Source organism: Drancourtella massiliensis (assembly GCF_016900655.1).
In the GTDB taxonomy this organism is placed as follows: domain Bacteria; phylum Bacillota; class Clostridia; order Lachnospirales; family Lachnospiraceae; genus Sellimonas; species Sellimonas catena.
In genome coordinates this window covers 41,156-66,018 of record NZ_JACJKH010000002.1, presented here as the reverse complement: position 1 = coordinate 66,018, position 24,863 = coordinate 41,156, and the positions used below count along the sequence as shown (strand labels likewise).

Genomic DNA, 24,863 nt, shown 5'->3' with positions numbered 1-24,863 from the left:
CTGTCTGCCTCCCGTTTTCTTCCTTTATGATGCGGAAATTTCATCGAAACTTTCCACCGCCTGGCTTACCAGGCTTTCATCCAACGTAATTCCAAGATTTTCCGCTGCTTTTGTATTGACATAAAGTCCAGGTTCTGAAATTGTCTCGTAATTCATTTCGGACGCTTTCTTTTCTCCCTTTAATACCTGCGCCGCCATCTTTCCGGTCTGCTTTCCAAGTTCGATATAATCCAGTCCCTCTGCTGCTACACATCCAAGTTTTACCTGCTCAATTTCACTTCCAAATACCGGTATGTTCTGTGCGTTCGCCTTGTCAAGAATCGTCGCAAGGGAATTGACGACAGTATTGTCCGTCAAGTTTGTCAGACAGTCCACTTCGCTTAAAAGCTCCTCAGTTGCAAGAGAGATATCCGCTGTCTGGGTCACGCCTTTTTCTACAATCTCAAAGTCATAATCTCCTGCCAGCTCTTTGTATGTTTCCAGCGCAGATACGGAATTTGCTTCACTTGTTGTATAGAGAATTCCGATCTTTTTCGCGTCCGGAAGAATCTGACGGATCATTTCCAGCTGCTCCTTAATCGGAAGCTCGTCACTTGTTCCTGTCACTTCTCCAACCGGAGTACCATCCTCATCAGCCAGCTTTGCAGCTACCGGATCTGTCACAGCTGTATAAATCACCGGAATGTTTGCGTTCATCGCGGAATTAAATGCTGCCTGTGCACTTGGTGTCGCAATTCCGCAAATCAGATCTACCTGATCCGATACAAATGCATCACTGATCTGTTTTGTCGTTCCCTGGTCTGCCGCCGCGTTTTTATATTCGATTTCCAGGTTTTTACCTTCTTCGATTCCTTCTTCTTTCAGTCCTTCTATAAATCCCTCCCGGCAGTTATCCAGAGATCCATGCTCCGCAAACTGGGAAATTCCGATCGTATATTCCGCATCTCCCGAGCCGCTTCCATCACTGCTTCCACATCCTGCCATCAGTCCCATTGCCATCACTGCACTTAATAATACGGTTACCATTTTCTTTTTCATATTGTTTTCTCCTTTTCTACTACATAAAATATGATGATTCTTCCGGATGTTGTATGCCAAACATCCGGCCCTTGTCAGTAAGAAAGGAAGTGGAACCCTTCAAAGAAGTCTGTAAATCTTTTCTTCAAATAAAAATCCGCCCCAAGCTTCTGCTTGAGACGGTAATAATCATCTTATTATCGCGGTACCACTCAAATTGGCATCTGATGCCCACTTTCTCATGTACTAACATACACTCCTGATTGATAACGGGTTCGGTTCCCGACAAACCATACTTGCCATGCGGCTTTCAGGCTGCCCTCGAAAGTCCATTCAATCATCTGCTCCATACAGCAGTTCCACCATCTGCCGCTCTCTGTGATTTCGCCTGATGATCTACTCCTCTTTCTCATCGGTTTAAAATATAAATCTTGGGTATACTTTATCACACTGCTTTACTGCTGTCAAGAAATTTTTTTATTTCTTCTGCGATCTGCCCTGCACTCTTTCCGTCTGTGGAAACTTCCAGATCCGCCGCCCTCTGATAATACGGCTCTCTTTTATCCAGCAGTTCCCGGATATATTCCGGCGTTTTGTTCTGTTCCAGAAGCGGCCTGTCATGGCTGTCCTTTACTCTTTCATAGATCGTCTCAGGACTGGCGGTCAAAAGGACCACAAGGCCGCACGCTTTCATGGCCTCCACGTTCTCATCTCTCAGAGGCACGCCGCCGCCGCAGGAGATGATGGCTCCTTCTCTTTCTTTCAGCTTTCTCAGAAACCCGGTCTCGCACTGCCGGAAATACTCCTCTCCCTTCTGTGCAAAGATCTCCGGAATCGGCATCTGTTCCATATCTTCGATTGCCTGATCCATATCGATCACATCCATATGCAGGAGTTCTTTCAGACTTCCTGAAATCGTTGTCTTGCCTGTCCCCATAAATCCGGTTAAAAATATGTGCTTCATCCTGTTTTCCGCCTTCCGTGATAGATTGACTTTCTTTTTCTCATTCTTTATAATCTTACCATAATCAAAACCAGATAGAAAGAGGGAATCCCTATGTCATTACAAATCAGCGGACACACCGGACTCTTAGGCTTCTTTGCCGATCCGGCATCCCATTCCAGATCCCCACTTATGTACAACACAGCTTTTGAGAAACTGGGGATGGATTACGTGTACCTTGCATTTCAGATCGACCGGACGACACTTCCGGATGCCATTCAGTCCATGCGCACCTTCCGGATGCGCGGAGCGAATGTTTCCATGCCGAACAAGACTGCAGTCATGCAGTATCTGGACGAAATTTCCACAGAAGCACGTCTCTGCGGAGCAGTCAATACCATTGTAAACGATGACGGGCATCTGACCGGTTATAACACTGACGGAAGCGGCGCCATGCTGGCCCTTTCCGAGGCGGGCGTTTCTGTTTCAGGAAAGCATCTTGTTATCCTCGGTGCCGGAGGTGCCGGCACTGCCATTATCACTCAGGCGGCACTGGACGGCGTCTCAGAAATTTCTGTCTTTGTCCGGAAATCAAGCTTCTGGAAATCCGAAGCATTTCTTGAGAAAATCCAGAAAGAAACCGGATGTCAGATCTCACTTCTGGACATCGGAGATCCTGATGCCTTAAAGCAGGAGCTTACCCGGGCCGACATTCTGATCAATGCCACCAGCATCGGCATGGAACCGGATACAAACGCCTGCCCGGTTCCGGGGCCGGAGTTTCTGAATGAACGGCTCTTTGTCATGGATATTATCTACTCTCCGGAAGAGACCACGCTTCTTCGGTATGCCAAAGCGAAAGGTCTGCCATGCTGCAACGGCCTTGGTATGCTCCTCTATCAGGGTGCGGCGGCATTCCGCCTGTATACCGGGGAAGAACTTCCGATTGAGGATGTCAAAAAGGCGTGGGGCGTAGAAACAATCTGACGCTTCCAGAATACGCACAAGAGCAGATCCAGGCATTTTGCATGGGATCTGCTCTTTTTTTATTACCCATTTACTTTTTCAACATTTTCTTTATCAGAACCCGGTTCTAAAACGGTGTTCCTACCATATCGTACGGTGTCACCTGATATACATAGTAGTTCAGCCAGTTCGTATACAGGTTATTGGCATTGGATCTCCATGTAAGAAGTGGCCGGTTCTCCGGATTGTCATCCGGATAATAGTTGACCGGAAGTTCAATCGGAAGTCCTTTTGACTTATCTCTCTTATATTCCTGATCCAGTGTCATACGGTCGTATTCCGGATGTCCCATGACAAAGATCTGCTTCCCGTCCCTGGTCATGGCAAGGAAGATCCCCGCTTCGTCAGACTCTGCAAGCACCATCAGATCCTCACACGCCTTGATCTGCTCCGGATCCACCTGGGTATGGCGGGAATGCGGCGCGTAAAATACATCATCGAATCCTCTGACCAGAGGGATTCTTCTGTTCATGACGCGGTGGCGGAATACGCCGAACAGCTTCTTATCAAGCGGGTATTTGTCAATTCCAAAATGATAATAGTAAGCCGCCTGGGCTCCCCAGCACAGATGAATCGTGGAGGTGACATTGGTTTTTGTCCATTCCATGATCTCCTTCATCTCATCCCAGTAGTCTACTTCCTCAAACGGCATCTGCTCGATTGGAGCCCCCGTGATGATAAATCCGTCAAACTTCTGATCTTTTACGTCCTGAAACCGGACATAGAATTTATTCAGATGGTTTGCTGATGTGTTCTTGGACTGATGATTGGACACCATCACAAAGGTCACATCCACCTGAAGCGGGGTATTGGAAAACGAACGCAGAAGCTGAAGCTCCGTATCCTCTTTGAGCGGCATCAGATTCAGCAGTCCTATTTTCAGGGGACGGATGTCCTGGTGCACCGCACGGTGCTCATCCATCACAAAAATATTTTCACACTCCAGTATTTCTTTTGCTGGAAGATCATTTTGTACTCGAATCGGCATCTTCTCTTCTCTCCTTTGTTTCTTCTAAATATGTAAATTCTCCATCTTCTTCCAGATACTCTACATCTCCGTAGTGTTCCGTGTCCGGAGGCAGTTTTTTCTTCTTCAGTTTCTCTTCCACTACCATCTTCACGATATAGTAAATCACAGCAAACGTCGGAACCCCGATGATCATTCCGATAAATCCGAACAGTCCGCCTCCGAGCAGAATGGAAAACACCACCCAGAACGCGGATAGTCCTGTGGAATTTCCAAGAATCTTCGGTCCGATCACATTGCCGTCCAGCTGCTGTAGGGCAATGATAAAGATCAGAAAATAAAGTCCCTTAAGCGGATCTGCAAGGGCAATCAGGATCGTACTTGGAATAGCACCAATATAAGGTCCGAAGAACGGAATCACGTTGGTCACTCCGACGATCACGCTGACAAGCAGGATGTACGGCATGTCCAGAATGGTGATCCCGATAAAACAAAGTACGCCGATAATGGCGGAGTCAATGATTTTTCCGATAATAAATCCGCCAAAAATTTCATTGCTTTTTCTTGTAATATGCAGCACCATATTGGCGCGCTCTACCTGCATGCCCGCATACAGCATTTTTTTAATCTGTGCCGCAAAAGTTTCCTTTCCGAACAGCATGTAGACAGAAACAATACATCCGACAAGAAAATTAAACACTTCGCTTAATACATTAATAGCACCTGTCGTTATATTGGTCATCAGCACATTCATTTGTCTGAGCAGATCCGTTTGAATCCAATTCTGAATATTCTCCGACGCATGATTCAAAATATTTTCCACTATAGCACCGACCGGCGACTGTTCTTTTTGAATATGATCAAAAGAGTCCATCACTGCGTTCAACTGCCCCGGCAATGTCTCCATTAAATTGTGAACGCTTGTTATGAGTTCAGGAATCAGCATATTCAACAGAGTAATAATAATTGCGAATAAAACAAGCAGAGCCAGGCAGATTCCAATTCCTCTGGAAAGTCTGTCTGCCGTCCTCTTCTTTTTCAGCTTCTTCTCCAGCAGCGGGCAAAGGTATCTGTCTACTGCTTTTACAATTGGATTCAGCAGATAGGCGATGGCAAATCCGTAAATAATCGGCTTCAGAATTCCCATGATCGTCCGGATCACGCCGAAGATCGTGTCTACCCTGAGAAACGCAAAATAAAGAACGATACATGCCGCGATTACAAGGAAAAATGTCAGACCTCTCCCAAAGGACTGGCGAATTCTGGACGGGCCTTTTCTTCCAAAAGCAGGCAGTTTATCCGGCTCTTTTTCCTTTTTGTTTCCGATTCCCGAATGACTGGTATCTTTTCGCTTCAAATTCTTCCCTCCCGGTTGAAACACATATAAATTTATTATAGCGAAAGCTTTGAAACGCGTCAACAAAAGAACAGACGGAAATCATTCCGTCTGCTCTCTTACTTCTTTCTTACCGACACTGGAAAGTTGCGCACTCTGTCTCTTCGCAGCTGCATGCCCCGCCGCCTTCTACACTGATCTTCCCTGCATTACATTTGCAGTTTTCATTGTAACAGCATTCCTGAGCCTTACAGTCAATCGTGCTGAGAGGAGAAGCCTCCATGGACGCATTTGTAAATGTTCCGGATTTTCTCTCCTCAAAGCTGTCACAGCATGTGTCGGATGCATTTTTTGCCTGATCGCCTCCTACGCGAATACTGTCAAGATTACAATAATAGTTCTGATTGTGCATACAATTCTGCACCGTACATTTTAATTCTGGCATCTTTTCATCCTCCTTCTATTTCTCAGGAGGTAGTATGTCCAGCTTTCAGATAATCTATTCCTTTGTTTCGATTTCTCTTCTCACTCTTCCAGAGATTTCCTTTTTGATATCGCACAGGAAGTCTTCCAGAGCTTTCTGTCCTTCATCTCCTGCAAATCTGCTTCTTACGGAAACAAGGCTCTCTTCTTCCTCTTTTGCTCCTACTACCAGCATATACGGGATCTTCTGCATCTGAGCCTCACGGATCTTGTAGCCGATTTTCTCTGCTCTTGTGTCAATCTCGGCGCGGATTCCTGCCTCTTTTAATGCCTCGAATACTTTCTCTCCGTATTCCAGATGTTTGTCGGAAATCGGAAGCACTTTCACCTGTACCGGTGCAAGCCAGGTCGGGAATGCCCCTGCAAAGTGTTCAATCAGAATTCCGATAAACCGCTCGATGGAGCCGAATGCTACACGGTGGATCATGATCGGACGATGTTTCTCTCCGTCTGCCCCTGTATATTCCAGATTGAAACGCAGCGGAAGCTGGAAGTCAAGCTGGATTGTTCCGCACTGCCATGTACGTCCGATGGAGTCTTCCAGATGGAAGTCGATCTTCGGTCCGTAAAAAGCACCGTCACCCTCATTGACTACATAGTCCATTCCCAGTGCATCCAGTGCTTCTCTGAGCGCTTCTGTAGCCAGATTCCAGTCTTCATCGCTTCCCATGCTGTCTTCCGGTCTTGTAGAAAGTTCTACATGATATTTGAAGCCAAACAGCTTGTATACTTCGTCAATCAGAAGCGCAACACCCTTGATCTCATCTTTCACCTGTTCCGGTGTCATAAAGATATGGGCATCGTCCTGTGTGAAGCAGCGCACTCTCATCAGTCCGTGCATCTGTCCGGATTTCTCGTGGCGGTGTACAATACCAAGTTCTCCCATACGAAGCGGAAGGTCACGGTAGGAACGCGGTTCTGACTCATAAACGAGGATGCCGCCCGGGCAGTTCATCGGCTTCACGGCAAAATCCTGATCGTCGATTACTGTTGTATACATATTTTCTTTGTAATGATCCCAGTGTCCGCTTGTCTCCCAGAGATGACGGCTGAGCATGATCGGAGTGGAAATCTCCACATAGCCGTTCTTTGTATGGATCTCTCTCCAGTACTCCAGAAGCGCGTTTTTCAGCGCCATTCCTTTCGGAAGGAAGAACGGGAATCCCGGGCCTTCTTCTCTGAGCATGAACAGCCCCAGTTCTTTTCCAAGCTTTCTGTGGTCTCTTTTCTTCGCCTCTTCCATCATTGTCAGATACTCATCCAGATCTGCTTTTTTTGTAAAGGAAGTACCATAGATTCTTGTCAGCATCTTGTTCTTCTCATTGCCTCTCCAGTAGGCACCTGCAAGACTTGTCAGCTTGAATGCTTTTACCGCTTTTGTATTCATCAGGTGCGGTCCTGCACAAAGATCCGTAAACTCTCCCTGTTTGTAGAAACTGATAATAGAATCTTCCGGAAGATCCTCGATCAGTTCCACCTTGTACGGCTCCTCTTTTTCTTTCATCAGAGCGATGGCTTCTTCTCTTGGAAGTGTAAAGCTTTCAATCGGCAGCGCCTCTTTTACAATCTTTTTCATCTCTTTTTCGATCTTTTCCAGATCCTCTGTTGTAAACGGAGTCTCTCTGTCCAGATCATAGTAAAATCCATCAGCAATTGCCGGTCCGATGGCAAGTTTTGTCTCCGGATACAGACGTTTTACCGCCTGTGCCAGAATATGGGAGGAAGTATGCCGGAATGTTTCCTTTCCTCCTTCGTCCTGGAATGTCAGGATGCTGAGTTCGCAGTCATCGGAAAGCACCGTTCTCAAATCCACCACTTCCCCGTTGACTTCTCCTGCCATTGCCACTCTTGCAAGGCCTTCGCTGATATCGGATGCAATCTCGAATACAGACATGCTCTTGTCGTACTCTCTCACAGACCCGTCTTTTAATGTAATTTTCATCTTGTTCTTCCCCTTTCTATTCTGTTTATTCTATGGAAACCCTCTCACGGTCCGGATGTTCACCTGACCATCCGACCGGAGGCATGGTATCGAGCTTTTGCATTTCTGTTTTCGTCAACTCAAAACCGAAAATATCCTGATTATTCTTCATCCGTTCCTCACTCGATGCCTTCGGAATTGGAATGATTCCTTTCTGGAAGGCATACCGCAGGCAGATCTGTGCCTGGGTCACATGGTGCCTTTCTGCAAGAGCACGGATCAGTTCATCATCCATCACCCGCCTTCTTCCAAGCGGGCTCCATGCCTGTACAAGAATATCATGTTCCTGGCAGTAGCGCACTGCCGCTTCCTGAGTATATCCCGGATGAAACTCCAACTGGTCAACCGCAGGTACAACCTCACAGGATTCCAGAAGATTCTCAATGTGGTGCGGAAGGAAATTGCTGACACCGATAGCGCGTACCCGCTTCTCGTGATAGAGCTTCTCCAGTGCTTTCCATGTTTCTATATCCAGTTTCTTCCAGTTCTCACAGTCCGGCGATGGCTTCGGCCAGTGGATCAGATACAGATCCAGGTAGTCTGTCTGAAGATTTTTTAATGTCTGCTCAAAAGCCCGCAAAGTATTATCATATCCCATCTCATCTTTCCAGACCTTGGAAACAAGAAAAAACTCTTCCCTTGGAATTTTGCTTTCTTTCACAGCCTCTCCCACATAGGTCTCTGTCTGATAAAAGGAGGCTGTATCCAGATACCGGTATCCGCACCGGACAGCTGTTTTGATAATCTTTGATGTACTTCCTTCCGCTGCCTTGTAAGTGCCGAATCCCAGACACGGAATCTGTACACCATTGTTCAACGTCCTGCATTCTTTAATACTGTTCATTTCAAGTTCCTCCTTTTCTTAACTGTAAAATCAGATCCCTGTGAAATAAAAAGTCCCCTGCAGCTATCGCTGCAGGGGACGAGTTCTCACCCGCGGTTCCACCCCGCTTATGCCGTCCACCCCGAAAGATGAAAGACATCTCTTGCTGATAATGATAACGGTATTAAACCGGACGGTTTTGCCGCCGCTCAGAGGTAGTCTTCAGATGGTCCGTGATAAAAGGCTTCCAGCCAATGGCCTCTCTCTCTGGATCCGGTTTCACACCCTACTCGTCTCGTCACCACGTTTTCGTTTCTCAAATATAGAGTAATTATAATCATTCCGATTTTATTTGTCAATGCCTGTTTCTCCATCCTTTTACAGGCAAAAGCAGCACAGCCAGTGCTTCGCGCACCATATAATTCAGATAAAGAACCGGCTCTGACTTTGCCGGAACAGGGAAAAGTCTTTGGTACCCTTCCCTCTTTCCAAGAAGCCATGCCCGGTAAATGTGGAAGCTGTTCGTCACCACGCCGGCTTTCTTTTCCCTGATCTCCGGAATGAGCCGCACCGTAAACCTTAGATTTTCCTCCGTTGTGGAAGACCGGTCCTCCGGAAAAATCCGCTCTCTTTCGATCCCTCTTTCGGCCAGATACTCTTTCATGGCCTCTGCTTCCGGGATATCCTCGCCTCTTCCCTGCCCTCCGGAAACCACAATTTTCACAGCCCTGTGTCTGACTGCATAAGTGTATGCCCTGTCAAGTCGGAGCTTTAGCGAGCTTGTGATCCGGGTACGGTCTACCTTTGCCCCAAGAACAATCAGATACTCCAGGTCTTTCGCTTCTTTCTGCCTGCCAAAAAACAGCATCCGGATCCAGACAGCCGCCACTGCCGTCCAAAGCAGTGTCCAAAGCACAAGTGCCGCCCGTTCAGCCTGCCACGGAAGTCTCTCCTGCAACAATCCATACCCGATGCAAAGCACACCGCAAAGAAGCCAGAAGCGGGAAAAGGTTGAATTCCATCTTCCGACATACCGGCATACAGCCAGATAATAAAGAAGACAGAACATTCCTGTCACAAAAGACATTATTTATTTTTGCCGCAGCAATGTTTGTACTTCTTGCCGCTTCCGCACGGACACGGGTCGTTTCTTCCGATCTTCTTTCCTTCTCTTACAAAAGTATGCATCTTTTTCGCTTCCTTATACAGCTCTTTCTGCTGTTCTTCGGAAAGCAGGATGTTCCACTGTGGAAGCTGGTAAAGCCACTCAGCCTTCGCATCTACCATGTTTTTGTAAAGTTTTTCTTTATCATAGATCAGATTGACCTCTGTATCTTCTTCCATGGTCTCGATCGGATTCTCGTTTATAAGGCTTTCGTTGATTCCGTCAAGGAATCCTACCATTGTCATAACTTCCACACCATATTTTTCGGCCAGTTCTTTCACTGTGCCTTTCACTTTCTCATCCGGGTTGGAAAGTAATTTTTCGTAAATTTCTTTTTCAGTCTGAAAATATGCGCCCCAGAAAGTCTCAAGCTGCTGCTTTGTCATCTCTCTGGAATACGCAGTCTCTCTCCACTGTTCCAATAACGTACTCATATCAAATTCTCCTTTGATTTAAAATAATCTTCGCAGACTTCATTATATAACAGGATATTTTATATTGCAAGAAAAACCACCCTGCCCTCTTCCATTGCTTTTTTAACGTATCTTTTATATAATTGTCATGAAAATAATCCATCAGGAGGTTTAACCATGAAAAAGACAAAACGAATTCTGGCTGTCCTTGGAATCATTCTTCTGATCACCATGTATGCCAGTACACTCATTTTTGCATTGATTGATCATTCCGCATCCCTGGGATTGTTAAAAGCATCCATCGCCTGTACAATTTTCGTTCCTGTTCTGCTTTATGCCTACACTTTGTTTTACCGTCTTCTTCACCGAAACGATGAAGATATGTAATCTCTTTACCAGAATATCAGATTTCAGTAAACATTTTCCTGTAGAATAAAACAGTGTGCCCGGAGCAAATCATTTTCTCCATGGACACACTGTTTTATTATCTGCCCGGAACCTGACTTCCGGCCGGGCGTTATTCTATTTTATTTCATGCCAGACTAAAAAAAAGAATCGGGTTGAAATCCGCCCCTGCGTCTTCTCTCTGGCTTCTTTTTTCTTTTTCTTTCATCTCTTTTCTTCTGTTTAAGTATTCTTCCATTGAAATTGCTTCCATGCGTCCCGGTATACTACTCTGCTGCATATAAAAACCTCCTTTTTCTGTTTCCCGGTATCACTATTATATGAAACGGAAAAAAACTTTATGACTCCCCCTTTACATCTTTCACTTTACCATCGAAATGTGTCTGTTTTGTGGCACTGTTCTAAAATTTATCTAACTTCTTTCTTAAAAAATAAACAAAACCTCTCTTATCTGTTATCACTTTATCTCTTGACAGTATAAAAGTTTTATTTTACACTAGTAATAATTTTTAAAGGAGGACTCGAACATGGAAAACTTAATGATACCAGAGGGCTACCGCCCGCCGCTTTCCATCCGTGAAACGGAAGTTGCCATCAAAGAGGTGAAAGATCACTTTGAAAGGTCTCTTGCAAAGAACCTTCATCTGACACGTGTATCTGCCCCTCTTTTTGTTCGTCCGGAATCCGGACTGAATGACAACCTGAACGGTGTGGAACGCCCGGTTTCTTTTGGAATAAAAGAACAGAATGATAAAGAGGTGGAGATTGTACACTCTCTCGCGAAGTGGAAACGCTATGCGCTGAAGCGTTATGGTTTTCACTCCGGAGAAGGTCTCTATACAGATATGAGTGCGATCCGCAGAGATGAGGATACCGACAATCTTCATTCCATCTATGTGGATCAGTGGGACTGGGAAAAGGTGATCTCCAGAGAAGAGCGCAATGATGAAACGCTGGAATACACGGTACGGAAAGTCTATGCGGCACTGAAGGAAACCGAACACTTTATGGCACGGCGCTATAACTACATCGGAGAAATTCTGCCGGATGACATTACATTTATCACTTCCCAGGAACTGGAAGATCTCTATCCTGAATGTACGCCGAAGGAGCGGGAATACCGCTATGCGAAGCAGAAAAAAGCCATCTTCATCAAACAGATCGGAAAAACATTAGCGTCCGGCGAACGCCATGACGGACGTGCTCCTGACTACGATGACTGGGAATTAAACGGCGATATTATCGTCTACTACCCTGTTCTTGATACAGCTCTCGAGCTTTCCTCCATGGGAATCCGTGTCGATGAAGCTGCGCTGAAACGCCAGCTTGCTCTTGCCGGCTGCGAGGAACGTGCCGAACTGGATTTCCAGAAATCTCTCCTCGGCGGGGAACTCCCGTATACAGTTGGAGGAGGGATCGGACAGTCCCGTATCTGTATGTTCTACCTGCGCAAGGCTCATATCGGTGAAGTTCAGTCTTCCATCTGGCCGAACGAAGTGGTTGAAGAAGCTGCGGTAAACGGAATTCCGCTTTTATAGATTTCAAAACCGCTCTGAACCACTTATTCCGGACATCCAAAACGGCTGCATGATGAATCATCATGCAGCCGCTCTTTCTTGTTTTTCTTTATCTGTAAATGATATCCTCACGTCCCGGTCCGTTGGAAACAAGTGTGATCGGGTAACCGATCTTCTCTTCTACGAACTCGATGTATTTCCGGCAGTTTTCCGGAAGATCTTCGTATTTCCTGATGCCGCGGATATCGCATTTCCATCCCGGAAGCTTTTCGATCACCGGTTTTGCCTTCTCCAGAAGGTAAGTCGGCGGGAACTCTGTTGTGATTTCTCCGTCGATATCGTAAGCAACGCATACCGGAATTTCATCCAGGTAGCCAAGTACATCCAGTACTGTGAACGCCACATCAGTTGTTCCCTGCATACGGCATCCGTATTTGGATGCAACCACATCAAACCATCCCATTCTTCTCGGACGGCCTGTCGTTGCGCCGTACTCTCCGCCGTCACCACCACGGCGTCTCAGCTCGTCTGCCTCTTCTCCGAAGATCTCGCTGACAAACGCACCTGCTCCTACCGCACTGGAATATGCCTTACATACTGTCACGATCTTGTTGATCTCATATGGCGGAATTCCTGCGCCGATTGCACCGTATGCAGCCAGAGTGGAAGAAGATGTAACCATCGGATAGATTCCGTGATCAGGATCTTTTAATGTTCCAAGCTGTCCTTCCAGAAGGATCTCTTTTCCTTCTTTTAATGCTTCGTGAAGGAATAAAGATACATCGCAGACATACGGCTCGATCATCTTCTTGTAACCCATCAGCTCGTCGAACAGCTCGTCCGGCTGAATCAGCGGTTTATGATATAAGTGCTCCAGAAGAACATTTTTCTGCTCTGCAACACGCACAACCTTTTCCTTTAACAGTTCTTCATCAAACAGTTCGCTTACCTGGAAGCCGATCTTTGCATACTTGTCTGAATAGAACGGGGCGATTCCGGACTTGGTAGATCCGAAAGATTTCTTTCCAAGACGCTCCTCTTCATACTGGTCAAAGAGCTTGTGGTAAGACATTACCATCTGTGCACGGTTTGACACTTTGATCTTCGGAGTCGGCACATTTCTGTCCACGATAGACTGAATTTCATTTATTAAAACCGGAACGTCCAGTGCAACTCCGTTTCCGATTACACTTGTTGTATGATTATAGAACACACCGGATGGTAGTGTATGAAGTGCAAACTTTCCATAGTCGTTGATAATCGTATGACCGGCATTTGCTCCTCCCTGAAAGCGGACGATGATATCGGCCTGCTTTGCGAGCATATCCGTAATCTTACCTTTCCCCTCATCTCCCCAGTTAGCACCTACTACTGCTTTTACCATAACATATCCTCCTGTATGTGAATCGTTTTTTAACCACCTAAGCATTATACTATATTTTTAGGCAAATGTACATTTGATTTTCCGTTTTTCGGAAGTTTTCCAAAGATTTCGCAGCCTTTCCGCCCGGCAGGATGCTTTCCGGGACATATCCAGGTCTACATCAGAGGTGCAAACAGCCTCAGCACCTGTCCTTCGATTTTTTCCTTAACACTTCGCTCCTGAACCTCTTTCATCGTCACAAAGTGACACTTCTTCAATGTCTCCTGAAAGTCCCTCTCAATATCCGCGACAACCGGATTGTTATAAATAAAGACTCCATCTTCAAAATGAAGATACAGACTTCTGTAATCCAGATTAATTGTTCCTACTGTCGCGGTGTCATCATCAGATACGAAGATCTTGGCGTGAACAAATCCCGGAGTATACTCATAAATCCGGACCCCTGCTTCAATCAGTTCTTTATAATATGTCTTTGCCACCGCAAACGCATACGGCTTATCCGGAATGTGCGGCATGATGATGATCACTTCCATCCCGCTTTTTGCCACACGGGCGAGTGTTTTTATCATTTCATTATCCAGAATCAGATACGGTGTCATAATGTGGACATACTCTTTTGCATGATTCAGGATATGGAAGTATACTTCCTCACCGACAGTCTCATTGTCGTACGGGGTATCCCCGTACGGAAGAACGTATCCGTCTTTCGGATCAAACGGTTTACGGGAAGGATACAAATACTTTTCGTAGGCATCACTCTTCTTCTCATCGATATTCCACATCTGAAGAAACATGATCGTAAGACTCTGTACGGCATCTCCTTCCAGCATGATCGCCGTATCCTTCCAGTGTCCGAAACGCTCTCTCCTGTTAATATATTCATCCGCCAGATTAACCCCGCCTGTAAATCCTACCTTGCCGTCAATCACACAGATCTTTCGGTGATCACGGTTATTCTGAATTGTGGATACAATCGGATTGATCGGATTGAATACCTTACACCGGATTCCTCTTCTTCTAAGATACCACGGATAATCTGACGGAAGCTTGGAAATACTGCACATACCGTCATACATAAACCGGACTTCCACGCCTTCGGCTACTTTTTCTTCCAGAATGTGACGGACTTCATCCCACATTTCTCCGCCTTCCACGATAAAGTATTCCATAAAAATGAAATGCTCCGCCTTTCTCAGCTCTCTTTTAAGCGCATCAAACTTGTCCTCTCCAAGAGAGTAATATTCCAGTCTGGTGTTGCCATAAGTCGGGAATCCCATATGTTTTCCAAGATAAAAGGACAGATTCTTATTCGCCAGTTTACTCTCCTTCATGGCATCAATGATCTCCATATCCTGACACATGTACTCTTCGGTCTCTTGCCGGAGGGTTTCAAGCCTCTTTCCAATATACCGCGTACCGATTTCGGATTTGACATAGATGTAGAAAAACGTTCCGAAAATCGGAAGAGCCATGATACACAGGACCCATGTCAGCTTAAACGCCGGATTATCTTCCGAATTAATGATATAAATCACCGCAATCGTACCGATAATACTGAAGACTCCATATAGATAGGTCCAGCTATCCGTCAGAAAATAAATACCAAAAACCATGACAAGAATCTGGATCAGAATCAGAAGAAGAATGACAGCAGTTCTGCCGTAGATCACACTGAAGAGTTTCTTTTGTACTTTTCGCTTTTTGCTTGATTCCAAATTCAATACCTCGGTTCCTTACTAAATACGGTTTATTCTAACACATTTCATTTTACACCTCAACTCCAAACGATTCAATCATTCATTAACTATTCTAAACTTCTATTAAGAAAATATAAAATTATGAATCTTTTCTTTCTTTTTCACTCAAAAAGTATTACAATAAGGATAGTATATGATTGAACAGAAAGGAGTTGCCCTTTATGGCGAAAAAATGGACAAAAGGTATCGTCGGACTCGCGGCGATCGGTGCAGCAGCGGCCGGCATTCTTTATATGAAGAATAAAAAAGATAATGAAGAGCTGGAAGACGAATTTGCTGATGATTTTGAAGATCTTGACTTCGATCTGGATGATGATTTAAGCGATACATCCGGACGAGAATATGTACCTCTGAACAACGGTTCTTCTGAAGAAGAGCAGGAGGAATCATCTGAAGAGGAGGCCTCTTCTGAAGAAGCCGCGTCCGACGATGAAGAGCCTGAAGAAGACGAAAAAGACAACACGGAAGCATAATATCCATGGAAATCAATGCTGCTCTGCAAGACAGAGCAGCTCTTTCTTTTTGAAAGGAGGTATATTATTTTGACCTGCTCCGATTTAACTCTTGTTCCCAGCAGCCATCTAAAACCACTGGATGTCATCTCCGGATTTCAGGTACGTCCCGGATTTTTTCTTTCTCCTGGAACCACCGTTATTCCCGGAGGTGTCAACTTTACGATTCACTCACAGGCTGCTACCTCCTGTGAGTTGCTTCTCTATCACCGGGAGGCTGAAGAACCCTTTGCAGTTCTGAAATTTCCGGAAACCTACCGGATCGGTTTTGTCTACTCCATGATCGTATTCGGGCTTGACATCGAAGAGTTTGAATACGCCTACCGGCTGGACGGCCCGTACGAACCAGAAAAAGGACTTTGTTTTGACAAGACAAGAATTCTTCTTGATCCTTACGCAAAAGCTGTCACCGGGCAGAGCCGCTGGGGATGTAAAAACGACCAGAAACATGGATATCGTGCCCGTGTTGTCAGAAGCAATTTTGACTGGGGCGATCATAAACAACCGATGATTTCCATGTCGGACACGATCATCTATGAGCTCCATGTCCGGGGATTTACAAAAGATCCTTCTTCCGGCGTCACACATCCCGGCACCTTTGCCGGATTGATCGAGAAGATTCCCTACCTTCTTGAGCTTGGTGTGACTACCATTGAGCTTATGCCGGTATTTGAGTTCGATGAAATGCGGGACTGCCGTCTCCTCGACGAAAATCAGCTTCTGGATTACTGGGGCTATAATCCGGTCAGCTTTTTTGCTCCAAATACAAGTTATGCCTCTAACTCCGAATATAACCGGGAAGGGACCGAGTTGAAGCAACTGATCCGTACATGTCACGCAAACGGCATCGAGGTGATCTTTGACGTGGTATTTAATCACACAGCCGAAGGTGACGAGCGCGGTCCTTATATTTCTTTCAAAGGATTCGACAATCAGATTTATTATATGCTGACCCCGGACGGACATTATTATAATTTCAGCGGATGTGGAAATACGCTAAACTGCAATCATCCGGTCGTGCAAAATCTGATTATGAACTGCCTCAGATACTGGGTAACAGAATACCGGGTGGACGGCTTCCGTTTCGATCTTGCTTCTATCCTTGGAAGGAACGAGAACGGATCCCCTATGAACCAGCCTCCCCTTCTGCAGTCACTTGCTTTCGACTCCATCCTCGGCAATGTCAAGCTGATTGCCGAGGCGTGGGATGCAGGAGGACTTTATCAGGTCGGTTCCTTTCCATCCTGGAACCGCTGGGCAGAATGGAACGGTAAATACCGGGATGATATGCGGCGGTTTCTAAAGGGAGATACTTTCATGCTTCATGCCGCAGCGCAGAGAATTATGGGATCACCGGACCTTTATCCTCCGGAAGGGCGCGGAAGCAATGCTTCCGTCAATTTCCTGACCTGCCATGACGGCTTCTGCCTGAATGACCTGTATTCCTATAACACGAAGCACAATGAGGGAAACGGGTGGAGCAATGCGGACGGCACCAACGATAATTACAGCTGGAACTGCGGGGTCGAGGGGGAAACGGATGATCCGGATGTTCTTTCCCTTCGTCTACGTATGATGGAGAACGCATTTGCCGTACTCTTATGCAGCCGCGGAACCCCGATGTTTCTTTCGGGAGACGAATTCGGAGACACCCGGTACGGGAATAACAACCCGTACTGTCAGGATAATCCGGTTTCCTGGCTGGACTGGTCGCTGATTGAGAAAAACCAGAATCTGTTTTCCTTCGTCAAGTATATGATTGCATTCCGTAAGAGACATCCTGCCATCCGTACAGATCTTCCTGCCGGAAGATTTTCTTTCCCGTCGATGAGTTTTCACGGTATCCATCCATGGGAACCTGTATCTGACCTGGAATCGCACGTTCTCTGTGTGCTGTTTTCCGGTTTTGACAAGGAACAGCAGATTCAGGATACCATCTACCTTGCCATCAATACACATTGGGAACCCGTTACCCTTTTTCTGCCCGATCTTCCTTTTGAATGGAACTGGCACATTGCCGTCAATACCGGTGATCCGTCCCGGACGATCTTTCAGGATGCGGAAATGCCTCCGGCAGAACATACCGTCCTTTTAGGTGAACGTTCCGTCATTCTCTTTGTTGTCAAAAAACGGAGTGTCTGATTTCTAATCAGACACTCCTTCATTTTTCTTTTCTCTTATTTCACAAAGGCTGTAAGTCCCGGCTTTTCTACGGCAATTCTTTCGTCAAGCCTTGCAAGCATACTCTCCTTATCTTTCGGGAGTTTTCCTCTGACCCGGAACTCAATCATGTCATGAAATCCGTCGTAAAGCACTTCCTGCCCCCAAGGCTTAAGAAGCTCCAGAAGTCTTCTCTCTTCGATCAGATTTTCCAGCTCATCCGCAGGCCGGAATGTACCTTTTTGAATTTCTTCGTACAATGCTGCCCGTTCATGAAGAAACATGGAAAAATTAATCATTCTGGACGGCCTGGTCCGGTTAAAAAACTCTGCGGTATACTCCGCATTTTCTATACCTCTGCCCTTTCCGGCTATACCGGTCATAAAATGTGCATCGTAAATCAGCCCGGCTTCTCTCATCCGGTCAATCTGCCGGTATGCCTGCTCTAATGTATGATCCTTATTCATAAAAGCAAGGACATCATCCAGTCCGCTCTCAATACCAAGATATAGATGCCGGACTCCCGCTTCGTAGAGCCTTCGCAGATCCTCATCGCTTTTCCGGCTGATATCGGTCACAGTCGCATCCATGTGAATCCCCTCGCATCTCGGAAAATGAACATGTACCCTTTCAATAATCGCCAAAAGTTTTTCCGTTGGAAGTCCGAATGCATTTCCATCTCCCAGAAATACGGTCCTGGGATTTCCGCCCACCGTACTGACCCGTTTTAATTCTTCTTCGATCTGTTCCATTGGGAGCTCCCTGTATTTCAGATGCTTGAACAGGGTGCAGAATTTACAGCCGTTATACGCGCACCCCACTTCCACAGGAAGCATAAAAGAGGAACGTTCCATCGGTCCCCTGCAAATCTGTCCTTCGTAATTCATACCATCACCTGCACCTTTCCTGCCTTTATTATACACCGTAACAGGCAGAAAGGCGGAGAAATCTTTAAGAAAATTTAAGATTTTTGGCAAAACCACTTGCAGGCAGGCTGTGACTGGTATAGTATTATCATGTTTTATAGATTTATACTAAGGAGGACATTATGTCAAATTCAAACCACTCGTCTCAAAGCAGGCAGTATGCCTCAGTTTTTGAGCTGAACGGAGTACCGAAGTTTGGCCAGGCACTTCCTCTTGCGCTTCAACACGTCGTTGCCATGATTGTTGGATGTGTCACCCCTGCAATCATCGTATCCGGTGTGGCCGGACTCAACGAACGTGATCAGGTCATTTTAGTGCAGGCTGCCCTTTTCACTTCCGCAATCAGCACTCTGCTTCAGCTGTTTCCTTTTATCCGGTTTAAAAATTTTCAGCTCGGTTCGGCTCTTCCGGTCATTATGGGAATCAGCTTTGCCTACGTGCCAAGCATGCAGGCCATCGCCTCAAATTCTGATGTCGGAACGATTCTCGGCGCGCAGCTCATCGGCGGATTTGTCGCAATTATAGTCGGTCTTGCCATACAGAAGATCCGTGTTCTGTTCCCGCCGATCATTACCGGAACCGTCGTATTTACAATCGGACTCTCCCTGTATCCTACCGCGGTCAACTATATGGCAGGAGGTACTTCGAATCCTGATTACGGTTCCTGGAAAAACTGGCTTGCGGCCTTTTTCACTCTTGCCGTAGTAGTCGGTCTGAATCACTTTGCGAAAGGATTTTTAAAGCTTGCGTCCATCCTCGTAGGAATCATCGCAGGGTATATCTTTGCATCGTGTCTGGGACTCGTCGATTTTTCCGGAATCCAGTCCGCGGGCTACTTCCAGCTCCCGCAGCCACTGCATTTCGGACTTTCTTTCGATCCATCCGCCTGCATTGCGATCGGTGTGTTGTTTGCCATCAACTCCATTCAGGCGATCGGAGATCTTTCTGCTACAACAGTAGGAAGTATGGAACGGGAACCAAAAGATAAAGAACTGCAGGGCGGTATCGTCATGTATGGAGTCACAAATATTCTGTGCTCCCTGATCGGCGGACTTCCGACAGCAACTTACAGTCAGAATGTCGGCATTGTTACGACAACAAAAGTCATCAACCGCTGTGTACTTGGTCTTGCAGCGGTCATCATGCTGGTTGCCGGATTTGTCCCGAAATTTTCAGCGCTTCTGACTACGATTCCTCAATGTGTACTTGGAGGCGCAACGATTTCCGTTTTCGCATCCATCGCAATGACCGGAATCAAGCTGATCATGCTCCAGGAGATGAATTACCGGAATACCGCTATTGTCGGGCTGTCAGTTGCCCTTGGCATGGGTGTTACACAGGCACCTGCTTCACTGGCGTCATTTCCATCCTGGGTTACAACAATCTTTGGAAGTTCTCCGGTTGTCCTTGCAACACTGACGGCGATTATTCTGAATACCATTCTTCCGAAAGAAGAAAAAAAGAAATCATAGATAAACAACAAAAAAGGAAAGTTCCAATGAACTTTCCTTTTTCTATATTCGTTTCTATATACAGGAAATCAGATATTTCCTACTCTCTGTGCATGGAGAAGCTGTCCATCTGATATCTGCTCAGGTTTTCGTGAATTCCTCTGTCGTCTGCCTGGCTGATCAGTGCATCTCTGTTCTTTTTGGATGAGAACTGGTCGTTATATGCGCTTGGTCCTCCCACGCAGCCGCCTTCGCATGCCATTCCTTCGATAAAGTCAAACGGAAGTTTTCCTGCTCTTAAAAGAAGAAGAGCTTTCTTGCATTCTGCGGCCCCGTTCGCCTTCTGTACTTTCACATCGATATCGGCGTCGGCCTCCTTCATACTCTGCAGTACTGCCGCCGTCACTCCACCGGAATTTGCAAAGCGTTTTCCAAATGTAGATGCAATCTGATCGTTATTCTCACATGGTTCCAGTTTCACATTTTTGGCTCTCATAATCGCGCGGATCTCACTGTATGTAAGTACAAAGTCTGCATTTCCTTCAATCTGCTGATCCACAACTTCTGATTTCTTCGCCACACATGGTCCGATGAATACCGTAACTGCCTCAGGATCCTGTGCCTTGATCAGCCTGGATACTGCACACATCGGTGATACCGTTGTAGAAACACAGTCTGCAAGCTGTGGAAAATGCATCCGCACCATATTGACAAATGCCGGACAGCAGGATGTCACTTTCTTCTTTCCTTCCTTGTAGGCTTCCGTCCATTCTTCCGCCTCGTATGCCGCAGTCATGTCCCCGCCAAGTCCTACGTCGTAAAAGTCCACAAAGCCGATTTCCTTCATGGCCTTTCTCCAGCTTGCCATCGTGATATCCGGACCAAACTGTCCTTCTGTGGCAGGGGCTGCCATTGCATAAACATGTTTTCCGGACTTCAACGCTTCAATAACCGGTACCATGAAGCTCTTTGTTCCGATTGCTCCAAACGGGCAGCTGTGGATACATTTTCCGCAGCGGATACATTTGTCCTTATTGATCACGGAAAGACCGTATTCATTGTAAGTAATTGCGTCAACCGGACAGCTGAACTTACACGGCCGCTTCAAATGTGCAATCGCATTATACGGACATGCCTTTGCACACTGTCCGCACTCTTTACACTTGGATGCATCAATATGGGACCGGTGTCTTCCTGATTCGATTGCTCCGAATTTACATGCGTTGATACATGCTTTTCCAAGACAGTTCTGACAGTTTTCAGTTACTGTATAACTGGAAATCGGACAGTCCTCACACGCCGAATTAATGACCTGAATAATATTTCCATCATCCTCTTCACCCGGCGCCTTTCCTTCTGCCAGACGAACTCTCTGACGTATGATTTCTCTTTCTTTGTAAATACAGCATCGAAACTGCGGAAGAGGTCCCGGAATCAGTCTGCCTGCAATGTGATCCCGCTCTTCTTCCAGTTTTCCTTCAAAAGCCAGCCTCGCCACTTCATTCAGTACCTTATGTTTGATTGTGATTACATTTTCATCAGCGTACATGTTTCTCTCCTGTCTCCTTTTTTCTTACTCTTTCATTAATGCGCTGATTCTATTATAAATTAATCATGGAAAAAAGGAAAGTGTGCACCGTGTATTTATTCAAAGACAAAGCAGCGACAATACTTCGCCAGCATGTACATGATAGTCGGTAATCCCTGCCCCGCTGTTCGGATGGATCAGTGAATAAACGATATCAACAGCAAACAGAAGCAGCAGGACTACACAGATAATTCTTGCAATCTTCTGTGGAATCCGCCTGTAAATTTCATCAAAAAACGGCGCCGCGATATAGATAAAGGCACAGCCTCCAAGCCCGAATACGATCAACCCTTCCGCGCAGATGCGCCCGTGAAGATTCAAAAAGTATCCGGTATAATTCCACCAGTACATACCTTTAATTTCCCACAAAAGCCATGCGGACAGATATTCTACAGCACCACACACAACCACCGCCATCAAAAAAGTCACAAGCGGCTTATGCACAAACCGTTTCAAAAGCACGACTACCAGAATGCCTCCCGTTCCGTAAATCGGCAGCCACGGTCCATGAAAAAATCCCCTGTTTACAAACACACCGTCCCCAAACAAATGAAGAGACACTTCCCACAGCCATCCGACGAATGAAAAGGTAAAAAATATAAGAATAAGGGATCTCAAAGAATAGGTCCGCTCATACTCAATGCGGATCCATTTTTTCATCTGCGGATTATAAAGTCTATGGGATTCTACCGGATACTCTTCCAGATCTGATTCTTCATACAACCTCTCGTCATCGAGGAAACGGACTCCATCAAGTCCTTTTTCAAACGCTTCCTCTCTCAGCGCCACATAAAGCTCGGCAGATGTGGTCTCCGTATACGGGGTAATAAAGGCATACCTTAAAATATCCATGGTAAATATATTCAGGATATGCCATCCCAGAAAAGAAAGATCCAGGATAAAAGCCCGCATTTTATTTCCATTCATCATCTGTCTGGACAAAAGAAAGGCTTCACGGTGCGGAATATCCGGATTTTCCGCCAGAATAAACGGAATCATCCGATAAGAATACCTTTTGATGATACCGCCGATAATCGTCATATCCCACAGAAACAGAAAAACTGATTTTTTCAGCATGATAAACATTACATTTTTCCAGCGTCTTGCTCTCCAGACAAAGGCAAGCCGGCCCATTTTTACCTGGCGGTATGTTCTGTTTTCCAGAAGAAATCTGCACTGCCCTACGCTCAGGACGTTACTTACAAAAATCAGAAACAGAATCAGCAAAATGACACCGATCAGAATAACAAAGCCTTCTGCAATTTTATCTTTGAACAAAAAATCATTCATCGCATTTAAAAATCCAAAAAAAGCAGATCTTTCCTTGGTCATATGATTATAGACTCCGGCCAGCACCCCTTTTTTCGGGGTATAGTGCTCCCCCAGAAAGGCCAGAATCTGTCCGCTCTCCGTATCAGAGCTTCTCTCTATACTCAAATACCAGTCGTTCAAAATCTGCGCATTCGTCGGTATTCCGATTTCCTCTCCGGTAAGTCTGACTGCCGCATCGTCAATCCGGTAGGAAATCCTCATACCTCCTGCAATAAATGCCAGCATCAAACTGATTCCGATAATCCGCCACCAGTTCTTACGCAAAGCCTGCTTTCCCTGTTTCTTCAGCTTTTTTCTACTCCACATCATTTCGATCTCCGTTTTTCCATTCCTTTATCTTCTGAAGGCGCTCTTTTACTTTGCGCTCTTCTCCCTGTTCCGTCGGCTCATAATAGATTCTTCCCTTTAAACTGTCCGGCATACACTGCATACGGGTCAGTTTTTCTTCAGTATTATGAGCATATTCATACCCTTTTCCGTAATTTAACTCTTTCATCAGTCCTGTTGGCGCATTTCTCAATACCAGCGGCACCGGCTCTGCGCGTTTTTCTTTCACATCCCGCTTGCAGGACTCACACGCCCGGTACAGGGCATTGGATTTTGGCGCCATTGCCAGATATACAACTGCATGGGTCAGATGTACATCGCACTCCGGCATTCCAAGAAAATGGCACGCCTGATATGCCGCAACCGCCACCTGCAGCGCCCGGCTGTCTGCCATCCCCACATCCTCGCTTGCAAACCGGATCAGTCTCCGGGCAATATAAAGTGGATTTTCTCCGCCTTCCAGCATCCGGCACATCCAGTAGACTGCTGCATCAGGATCGCTGTTTCTCATGGACTTGTGAAGGGCGGAAATCAGATTGTAATGTTCCTCCCCGGTCTTATCATAGAGCAGAGACTTCCGGCTGATACACTGCTCCAGTCCTTCATTGGTGATCCGGATTCCCTCTGCGCTCATTTCCCCGTTCAGCACCGCCATCTCCAGCGTATTCAGCGCAGTCCTGGCATCCCCGTTTGCAAAGGCGGCGATCGCCTCTATCTGCTGCCCGGTAATCTGAATATTCTGATTTCCGAATCCCGCCGGACTTTTCAACGCATGCTCGAGCAGTTTCACCAGATCTTTCGTCTCCAGTGCTTTCAGTACAAAGACCTTGCATCTGGAAAGGAGCGCGGAATTTACCTCAAAAGACGGATTCTCCGTAGTCGCCCCGATCAGAATAATACTTCCTTTTTCCACAAACGGAAGGAAGGCATCCTGCTGCGCCTTGTTGAACCGGTGGATCTCGTCCACGAAGAGCACGGTCCGTTTTCCCATCTGACGCTGCATCTCCGCCGTATTCATGACTTCCTTAATCTCTTTAATCCCGCTTGTCACGGCACTGAAATTGACAAACTCCGCCTTCGTTTTCCCCGCAATGATACTTGCAAGGGTTGTCTTTCCGACACCAGGCGGCCCCCAGAAAATCATGGAGGAGATCTGATCTTTCTCAATCAGCTGCCTTAAAATCCTCCCTTTCCCGACCAGATGCTCCTGCCCTGCAAACTCCTCCAAAGAGGAAGGACGAAGCCGGGAGGCAAGAGGCGCCAACCGTTCTCTGTCATCAAATAACGATAATTGTTCCATAGCTCTTTTTTACCTCCTTTTTCATCTCGCCCCTGTTGCAGGCTGTCTGA

The 24,863-nt window shown here is 46.2% G+C and carries 22 protein-coding genes and 1 other annotated feature; of the genes, 6 read left to right on the top strand and 16 right to left on the bottom strand.

From position 1 onward, the window contains the following. Positions 1 to 24: 24 nt before the first annotated feature. Together H6A32_RS01340 and H6A32_RS01335 are read right to left on the bottom strand one after the other, a co-directional pair. Positions 25 to 1,038: an ABC transporter substrate-binding protein gene (locus tag H6A32_RS01340; RefSeq protein ID WP_204863583.1), complete on the bottom strand. Its 1,014-nt coding sequence runs from the start codon at positions 1,036 to 1,038 to the stop codon at positions 25 to 27. Positions 1,039 to 1,189: 151 nt separating this feature from the next. Beyond that, positions 1,190 to 1,439, bottom strand: a binding site (T-box leader). Positions 1,440 to 1,462: 23 nt separating this feature from the next. Then, complete coding sequence (locus H6A32_RS01335) at positions 1,463 to 1,981, bottom strand: shikimate kinase (RefSeq protein WP_204863582.1); 519 nt, start codon at positions 1,979 to 1,981, stop codon at positions 1,463 to 1,465. Positions 1,982 to 2,074: 93 nt separating this feature from the next. Here H6A32_RS01335 and aroE point away from each other — a divergent pair, with 93 nt between their 5' ends. Further along, positions 2,075 to 2,947, top strand: a complete 873-nt coding sequence (aroE, locus tag H6A32_RS01330) for a shikimate dehydrogenase (protein WP_204863581.1) — start codon at positions 2,075 to 2,077, stop codon at positions 2,945 to 2,947. 106 nt (positions 2,948 to 3,053) lie between these two features. Here the strand turns inward: aroE and metA are convergent, their stop codons facing one another. The 7 genes from metA to H6A32_RS01295 form a co-directional block, all read right to left on the bottom strand. Next, complete coding sequence (gene metA / locus H6A32_RS01325) at positions 3,054 to 3,974, bottom strand: homoserine O-acetyltransferase MetA (RefSeq protein ID WP_191427496.1); 921 nt, start codon at positions 3,972 to 3,974, stop codon at positions 3,054 to 3,056. Further along, positions 3,952 to 5,310, bottom strand: coding sequence for an AI-2E family transporter (locus H6A32_RS01320; RefSeq protein ID WP_087168270.1), 1,359 nt, complete (start codon positions 5,308 to 5,310; stop codon positions 3,952 to 3,954). The genes metA and H6A32_RS01320 overlap by 23 nt, the downstream gene beginning before the upstream one ends. 109 nt (positions 5,311 to 5,419) lie before the next feature. Then, positions 5,420 to 5,734, bottom strand: a complete 315-nt coding sequence (locus H6A32_RS01315) for a DUF1540 domain-containing protein (protein ID WP_087168271.1) — start codon at positions 5,732 to 5,734, stop codon at positions 5,420 to 5,422. Positions 5,735 to 5,788: 54 nt separating this feature from the next. Further along, entirely contained in the window at positions 5,789 to 7,714 is a 1,926-nt protein-coding gene (thrS, locus tag H6A32_RS01310; RefSeq protein ID WP_087168272.1) for a threonine--tRNA ligase, read from the bottom strand. A gap of 25 nt (positions 7,715 to 7,739) precedes the next feature. Then, positions 7,740 to 8,597: an aldo/keto reductase gene (locus H6A32_RS01305; RefSeq protein WP_087252796.1), complete on the bottom strand. Its 858-nt coding sequence runs from the start codon at positions 8,595 to 8,597 to the stop codon at positions 7,740 to 7,742. Between the two features lie 334 nt (positions 8,598 to 8,931). Further along, entirely contained in the window at positions 8,932 to 9,663 is a 732-nt protein-coding gene (locus H6A32_RS01300; protein ID WP_191427495.1) for a YdcF family protein, read from the bottom strand. Beyond that, on the bottom strand, positions 9,663 to 10,175 hold the full coding sequence (locus H6A32_RS01295; RefSeq protein WP_087168275.1) for an SEC-C metal-binding domain-containing protein: 513 nt from the start codon (positions 10,173 to 10,175) through the stop codon (positions 9,663 to 9,665). Before H6A32_RS01295 ends, H6A32_RS01300 begins: the two co-directional genes overlap by 1 nt. Positions 10,176 to 10,331: 156 nt before the next feature. Between H6A32_RS01295 and H6A32_RS01290 the strand changes: the two genes are divergently transcribed. Next, positions 10,332 to 10,541, top strand: a complete 210-nt coding sequence (locus tag H6A32_RS01290; RefSeq protein ID WP_087168276.1) for a hypothetical protein — start codon at positions 10,332 to 10,334, stop codon at positions 10,539 to 10,541. A 145-nt stretch (positions 10,542 to 10,686) separates the two neighbouring features. Here H6A32_RS01290 and H6A32_RS01285 read toward each other — a convergent pair whose 3' ends face one another. Continuing rightward, the gene (locus tag H6A32_RS01285) at positions 10,687 to 10,839 is read right to left on the bottom strand and encodes a hypothetical protein (RefSeq protein ID WP_158099238.1); all 153 of its coding nucleotides are present in this window, start codon (positions 10,837 to 10,839) and stop codon (positions 10,687 to 10,689) included. Positions 10,840 to 11,086: 247 nt separating this feature from the next. On the opposite strand from H6A32_RS01285, the gene asnA reads away from it, so the two are divergent. After that, a complete protein-coding gene (gene asnA, locus H6A32_RS01280; RefSeq protein WP_087168277.1) occupies positions 11,087 to 12,097 on the top strand; it encodes an aspartate--ammonia ligase in 1,011 nt (336 codons plus the stop codon). 88 nt (positions 12,098 to 12,185) lie between these two features. On the opposite strand, the gene H6A32_RS01275 is transcribed toward asnA, so the two are convergent. Continuing rightward, entirely contained in the window at positions 12,186 to 13,460 is a 1,275-nt protein-coding gene (locus tag H6A32_RS01275; protein ID WP_087252798.1) for an adenylosuccinate synthase, read from the bottom strand. Between the two features lie 155 nt (positions 13,461 to 13,615). Beyond that, positions 13,616 to 15,130, bottom strand: a complete 1,515-nt coding sequence (gene cls / locus H6A32_RS01270) for a cardiolipin synthase (protein ID WP_346342218.1) — start codon at positions 15,128 to 15,130, stop codon at positions 13,616 to 13,618. Between the two features lie 248 nt (positions 15,131 to 15,378). Between cls and H6A32_RS01265 the strand changes: the two genes are divergently transcribed. Further along, a complete protein-coding gene (locus H6A32_RS01265; protein WP_191434103.1) occupies positions 15,379 to 15,690 on the top strand; it encodes a hypothetical protein in 312 nt (103 codons plus the stop codon). 63 nt (positions 15,691 to 15,753) lie between these two features. Then, positions 15,754 to 17,871 carry a glycogen debranching protein GlgX gene (gene glgX, locus H6A32_RS01260; RefSeq protein WP_346342220.1) on the top strand — a complete coding sequence of 706 codons (2,118 nt, stop codon included), beginning with the start codon at positions 15,754 to 15,756 and terminating at the stop codon, positions 17,869 to 17,871. Between the two features lie 35 nt (positions 17,872 to 17,906). On the opposite strand, the gene H6A32_RS01255 is transcribed toward glgX, so the two are convergent. Further along, positions 17,907 to 18,776, bottom strand: a complete 870-nt coding sequence (locus H6A32_RS01255) for a radical SAM protein (protein ID WP_204863579.1) — start codon at positions 18,774 to 18,776, stop codon at positions 17,907 to 17,909. A gap of 161 nt (positions 18,777 to 18,937) precedes the next feature. Between H6A32_RS01255 and H6A32_RS01250 the strand changes: the two genes are divergently transcribed. Continuing rightward, positions 18,938 to 20,287, top strand: coding sequence for a uracil-xanthine permease family protein (locus tag H6A32_RS01250; protein WP_118635974.1), 1,350 nt, complete (start codon positions 18,938 to 18,940; stop codon positions 20,285 to 20,287). Positions 20,288 to 20,366: 79 nt separating this feature from the next. Here H6A32_RS01250 and H6A32_RS01245 read toward each other — a convergent pair whose 3' ends face one another. The 3 genes from H6A32_RS01245 to H6A32_RS01235 all read right to left on the bottom strand — a co-directional run bounded on the left by H6A32_RS01245 (position 20,367) and on the right by H6A32_RS01235 (position 24,813). Then, positions 20,367 to 21,815 (bottom strand): 4Fe-4S dicluster domain-containing protein, encoded by a 1,449-nt coding sequence (locus tag H6A32_RS01245; RefSeq protein WP_087168380.1) that lies wholly within the window; start codon positions 21,813 to 21,815, stop codon positions 20,367 to 20,369. 99 nt (positions 21,816 to 21,914) lie between these two features. After that, complete coding sequence (locus H6A32_RS01240) at positions 21,915 to 23,495, bottom strand: DUF975 family protein (protein WP_087252803.1); 1,581 nt, start codon at positions 23,493 to 23,495, stop codon at positions 21,915 to 21,917. Then, positions 23,482 to 24,813, bottom strand: a complete 1,332-nt coding sequence (locus H6A32_RS01235) for a replication-associated recombination protein A (protein WP_204863578.1) — start codon at positions 24,811 to 24,813, stop codon at positions 23,482 to 23,484. Before H6A32_RS01235 ends, H6A32_RS01240 begins: the two co-directional genes overlap by 14 nt. Between the last annotated feature and the right edge of the window lie 50 nt (positions 24,814 to 24,863).

Coding starts and splice junctions, on each gene's coding strand:
- H6A32_RS01340 (WP_204863583.1), bottom strand. CDS start 1,038: ATGAAAAAGAAAATGGTAACCGTATTATTAAGTGCAGTGATGGCAATG.
- H6A32_RS01335 (WP_204863582.1), bottom strand. CDS start 1,981: ATGAAGCACATATTTTTAACCGGATTTATGGGGACAGGCAAGACAACG.
- aroE (WP_204863581.1), top strand. CDS start 2,075: ATGTCATTACAAATCAGCGGACACACCGGACTCTTAGGCTTCTTTGCC.
- metA (WP_191427496.1), bottom strand. CDS start 3,974: ATGCCGATTCGAGTACAAAATGATCTTCCAGCAAAAGAAATACTGGAG.
- H6A32_RS01315 (WP_087168271.1), bottom strand. CDS start 5,734: ATGCCAGAATTAAAATGTACGGTGCAGAATTGTATGCACAATCAGAAC.
- thrS (WP_087168272.1), bottom strand. CDS start 7,714: ATGAAAATTACATTAAAAGACGGGTCTGTGAGAGAGTACGACAAGAGC.
- H6A32_RS01305 (WP_087252796.1), bottom strand. CDS start 8,597: ATGAACAGTATTAAAGAATGCAGGACGTTGAACAATGGTGTACAGATT.
- H6A32_RS01300 (WP_191427495.1), bottom strand. CDS start 9,663: ATGTCTTTTGTGACAGGAATGTTCTGTCTTCTTTATTATCTGGCTGTA.
- H6A32_RS01295 (WP_087168275.1), bottom strand. CDS start 10,175: ATGAGTACGTTATTGGAACAGTGGAGAGAGACTGCGTATTCCAGAGAG.
- H6A32_RS01290 (WP_087168276.1), top strand. CDS start 10,332: ATGAAAAAGACAAAACGAATTCTGGCTGTCCTTGGAATCATTCTTCTG.
- H6A32_RS01285 (WP_158099238.1), bottom strand. CDS start 10,839: ATGCAGCAGAGTAGTATACCGGGACGCATGGAAGCAATTTCAATGGAA.
- asnA (WP_087168277.1), top strand. CDS start 11,087: ATGGAAAACTTAATGATACCAGAGGGCTACCGCCCGCCGCTTTCCATC.
- H6A32_RS01275 (WP_087252798.1), bottom strand. CDS start 13,460: ATGGTAAAAGCAGTAGTAGGTGCTAACTGGGGAGATGAGGGGAAAGGT.
- H6A32_RS01265 (WP_191434103.1), top strand. CDS start 15,379: ATGGCGAAAAAATGGACAAAAGGTATCGTCGGACTCGCGGCGATCGGT.
- H6A32_RS01255 (WP_204863579.1), bottom strand. CDS start 18,776: ATGAATTACGAAGGACAGATTTGCAGGGGACCGATGGAACGTTCCTCT.
- H6A32_RS01250 (WP_118635974.1), top strand. CDS start 18,938: ATGTCAAATTCAAACCACTCGTCTCAAAGCAGGCAGTATGCCTCAGTT.
- H6A32_RS01245 (WP_087168380.1), bottom strand. CDS start 21,815: ATGTACGCTGATGAAAATGTAATCACAATCAAACATAAGGTACTGAAT.
- H6A32_RS01240 (WP_087252803.1), bottom strand. CDS start 23,495: ATGATGTGGAGTAGAAAAAAGCTGAAGAAACAGGGAAAGCAGGCTTTG.
- H6A32_RS01235 (WP_204863578.1), bottom strand. CDS start 24,813: ATGGAACAATTATCGTTATTTGATGACAGAGAACGGTTGGCGCCTCTT.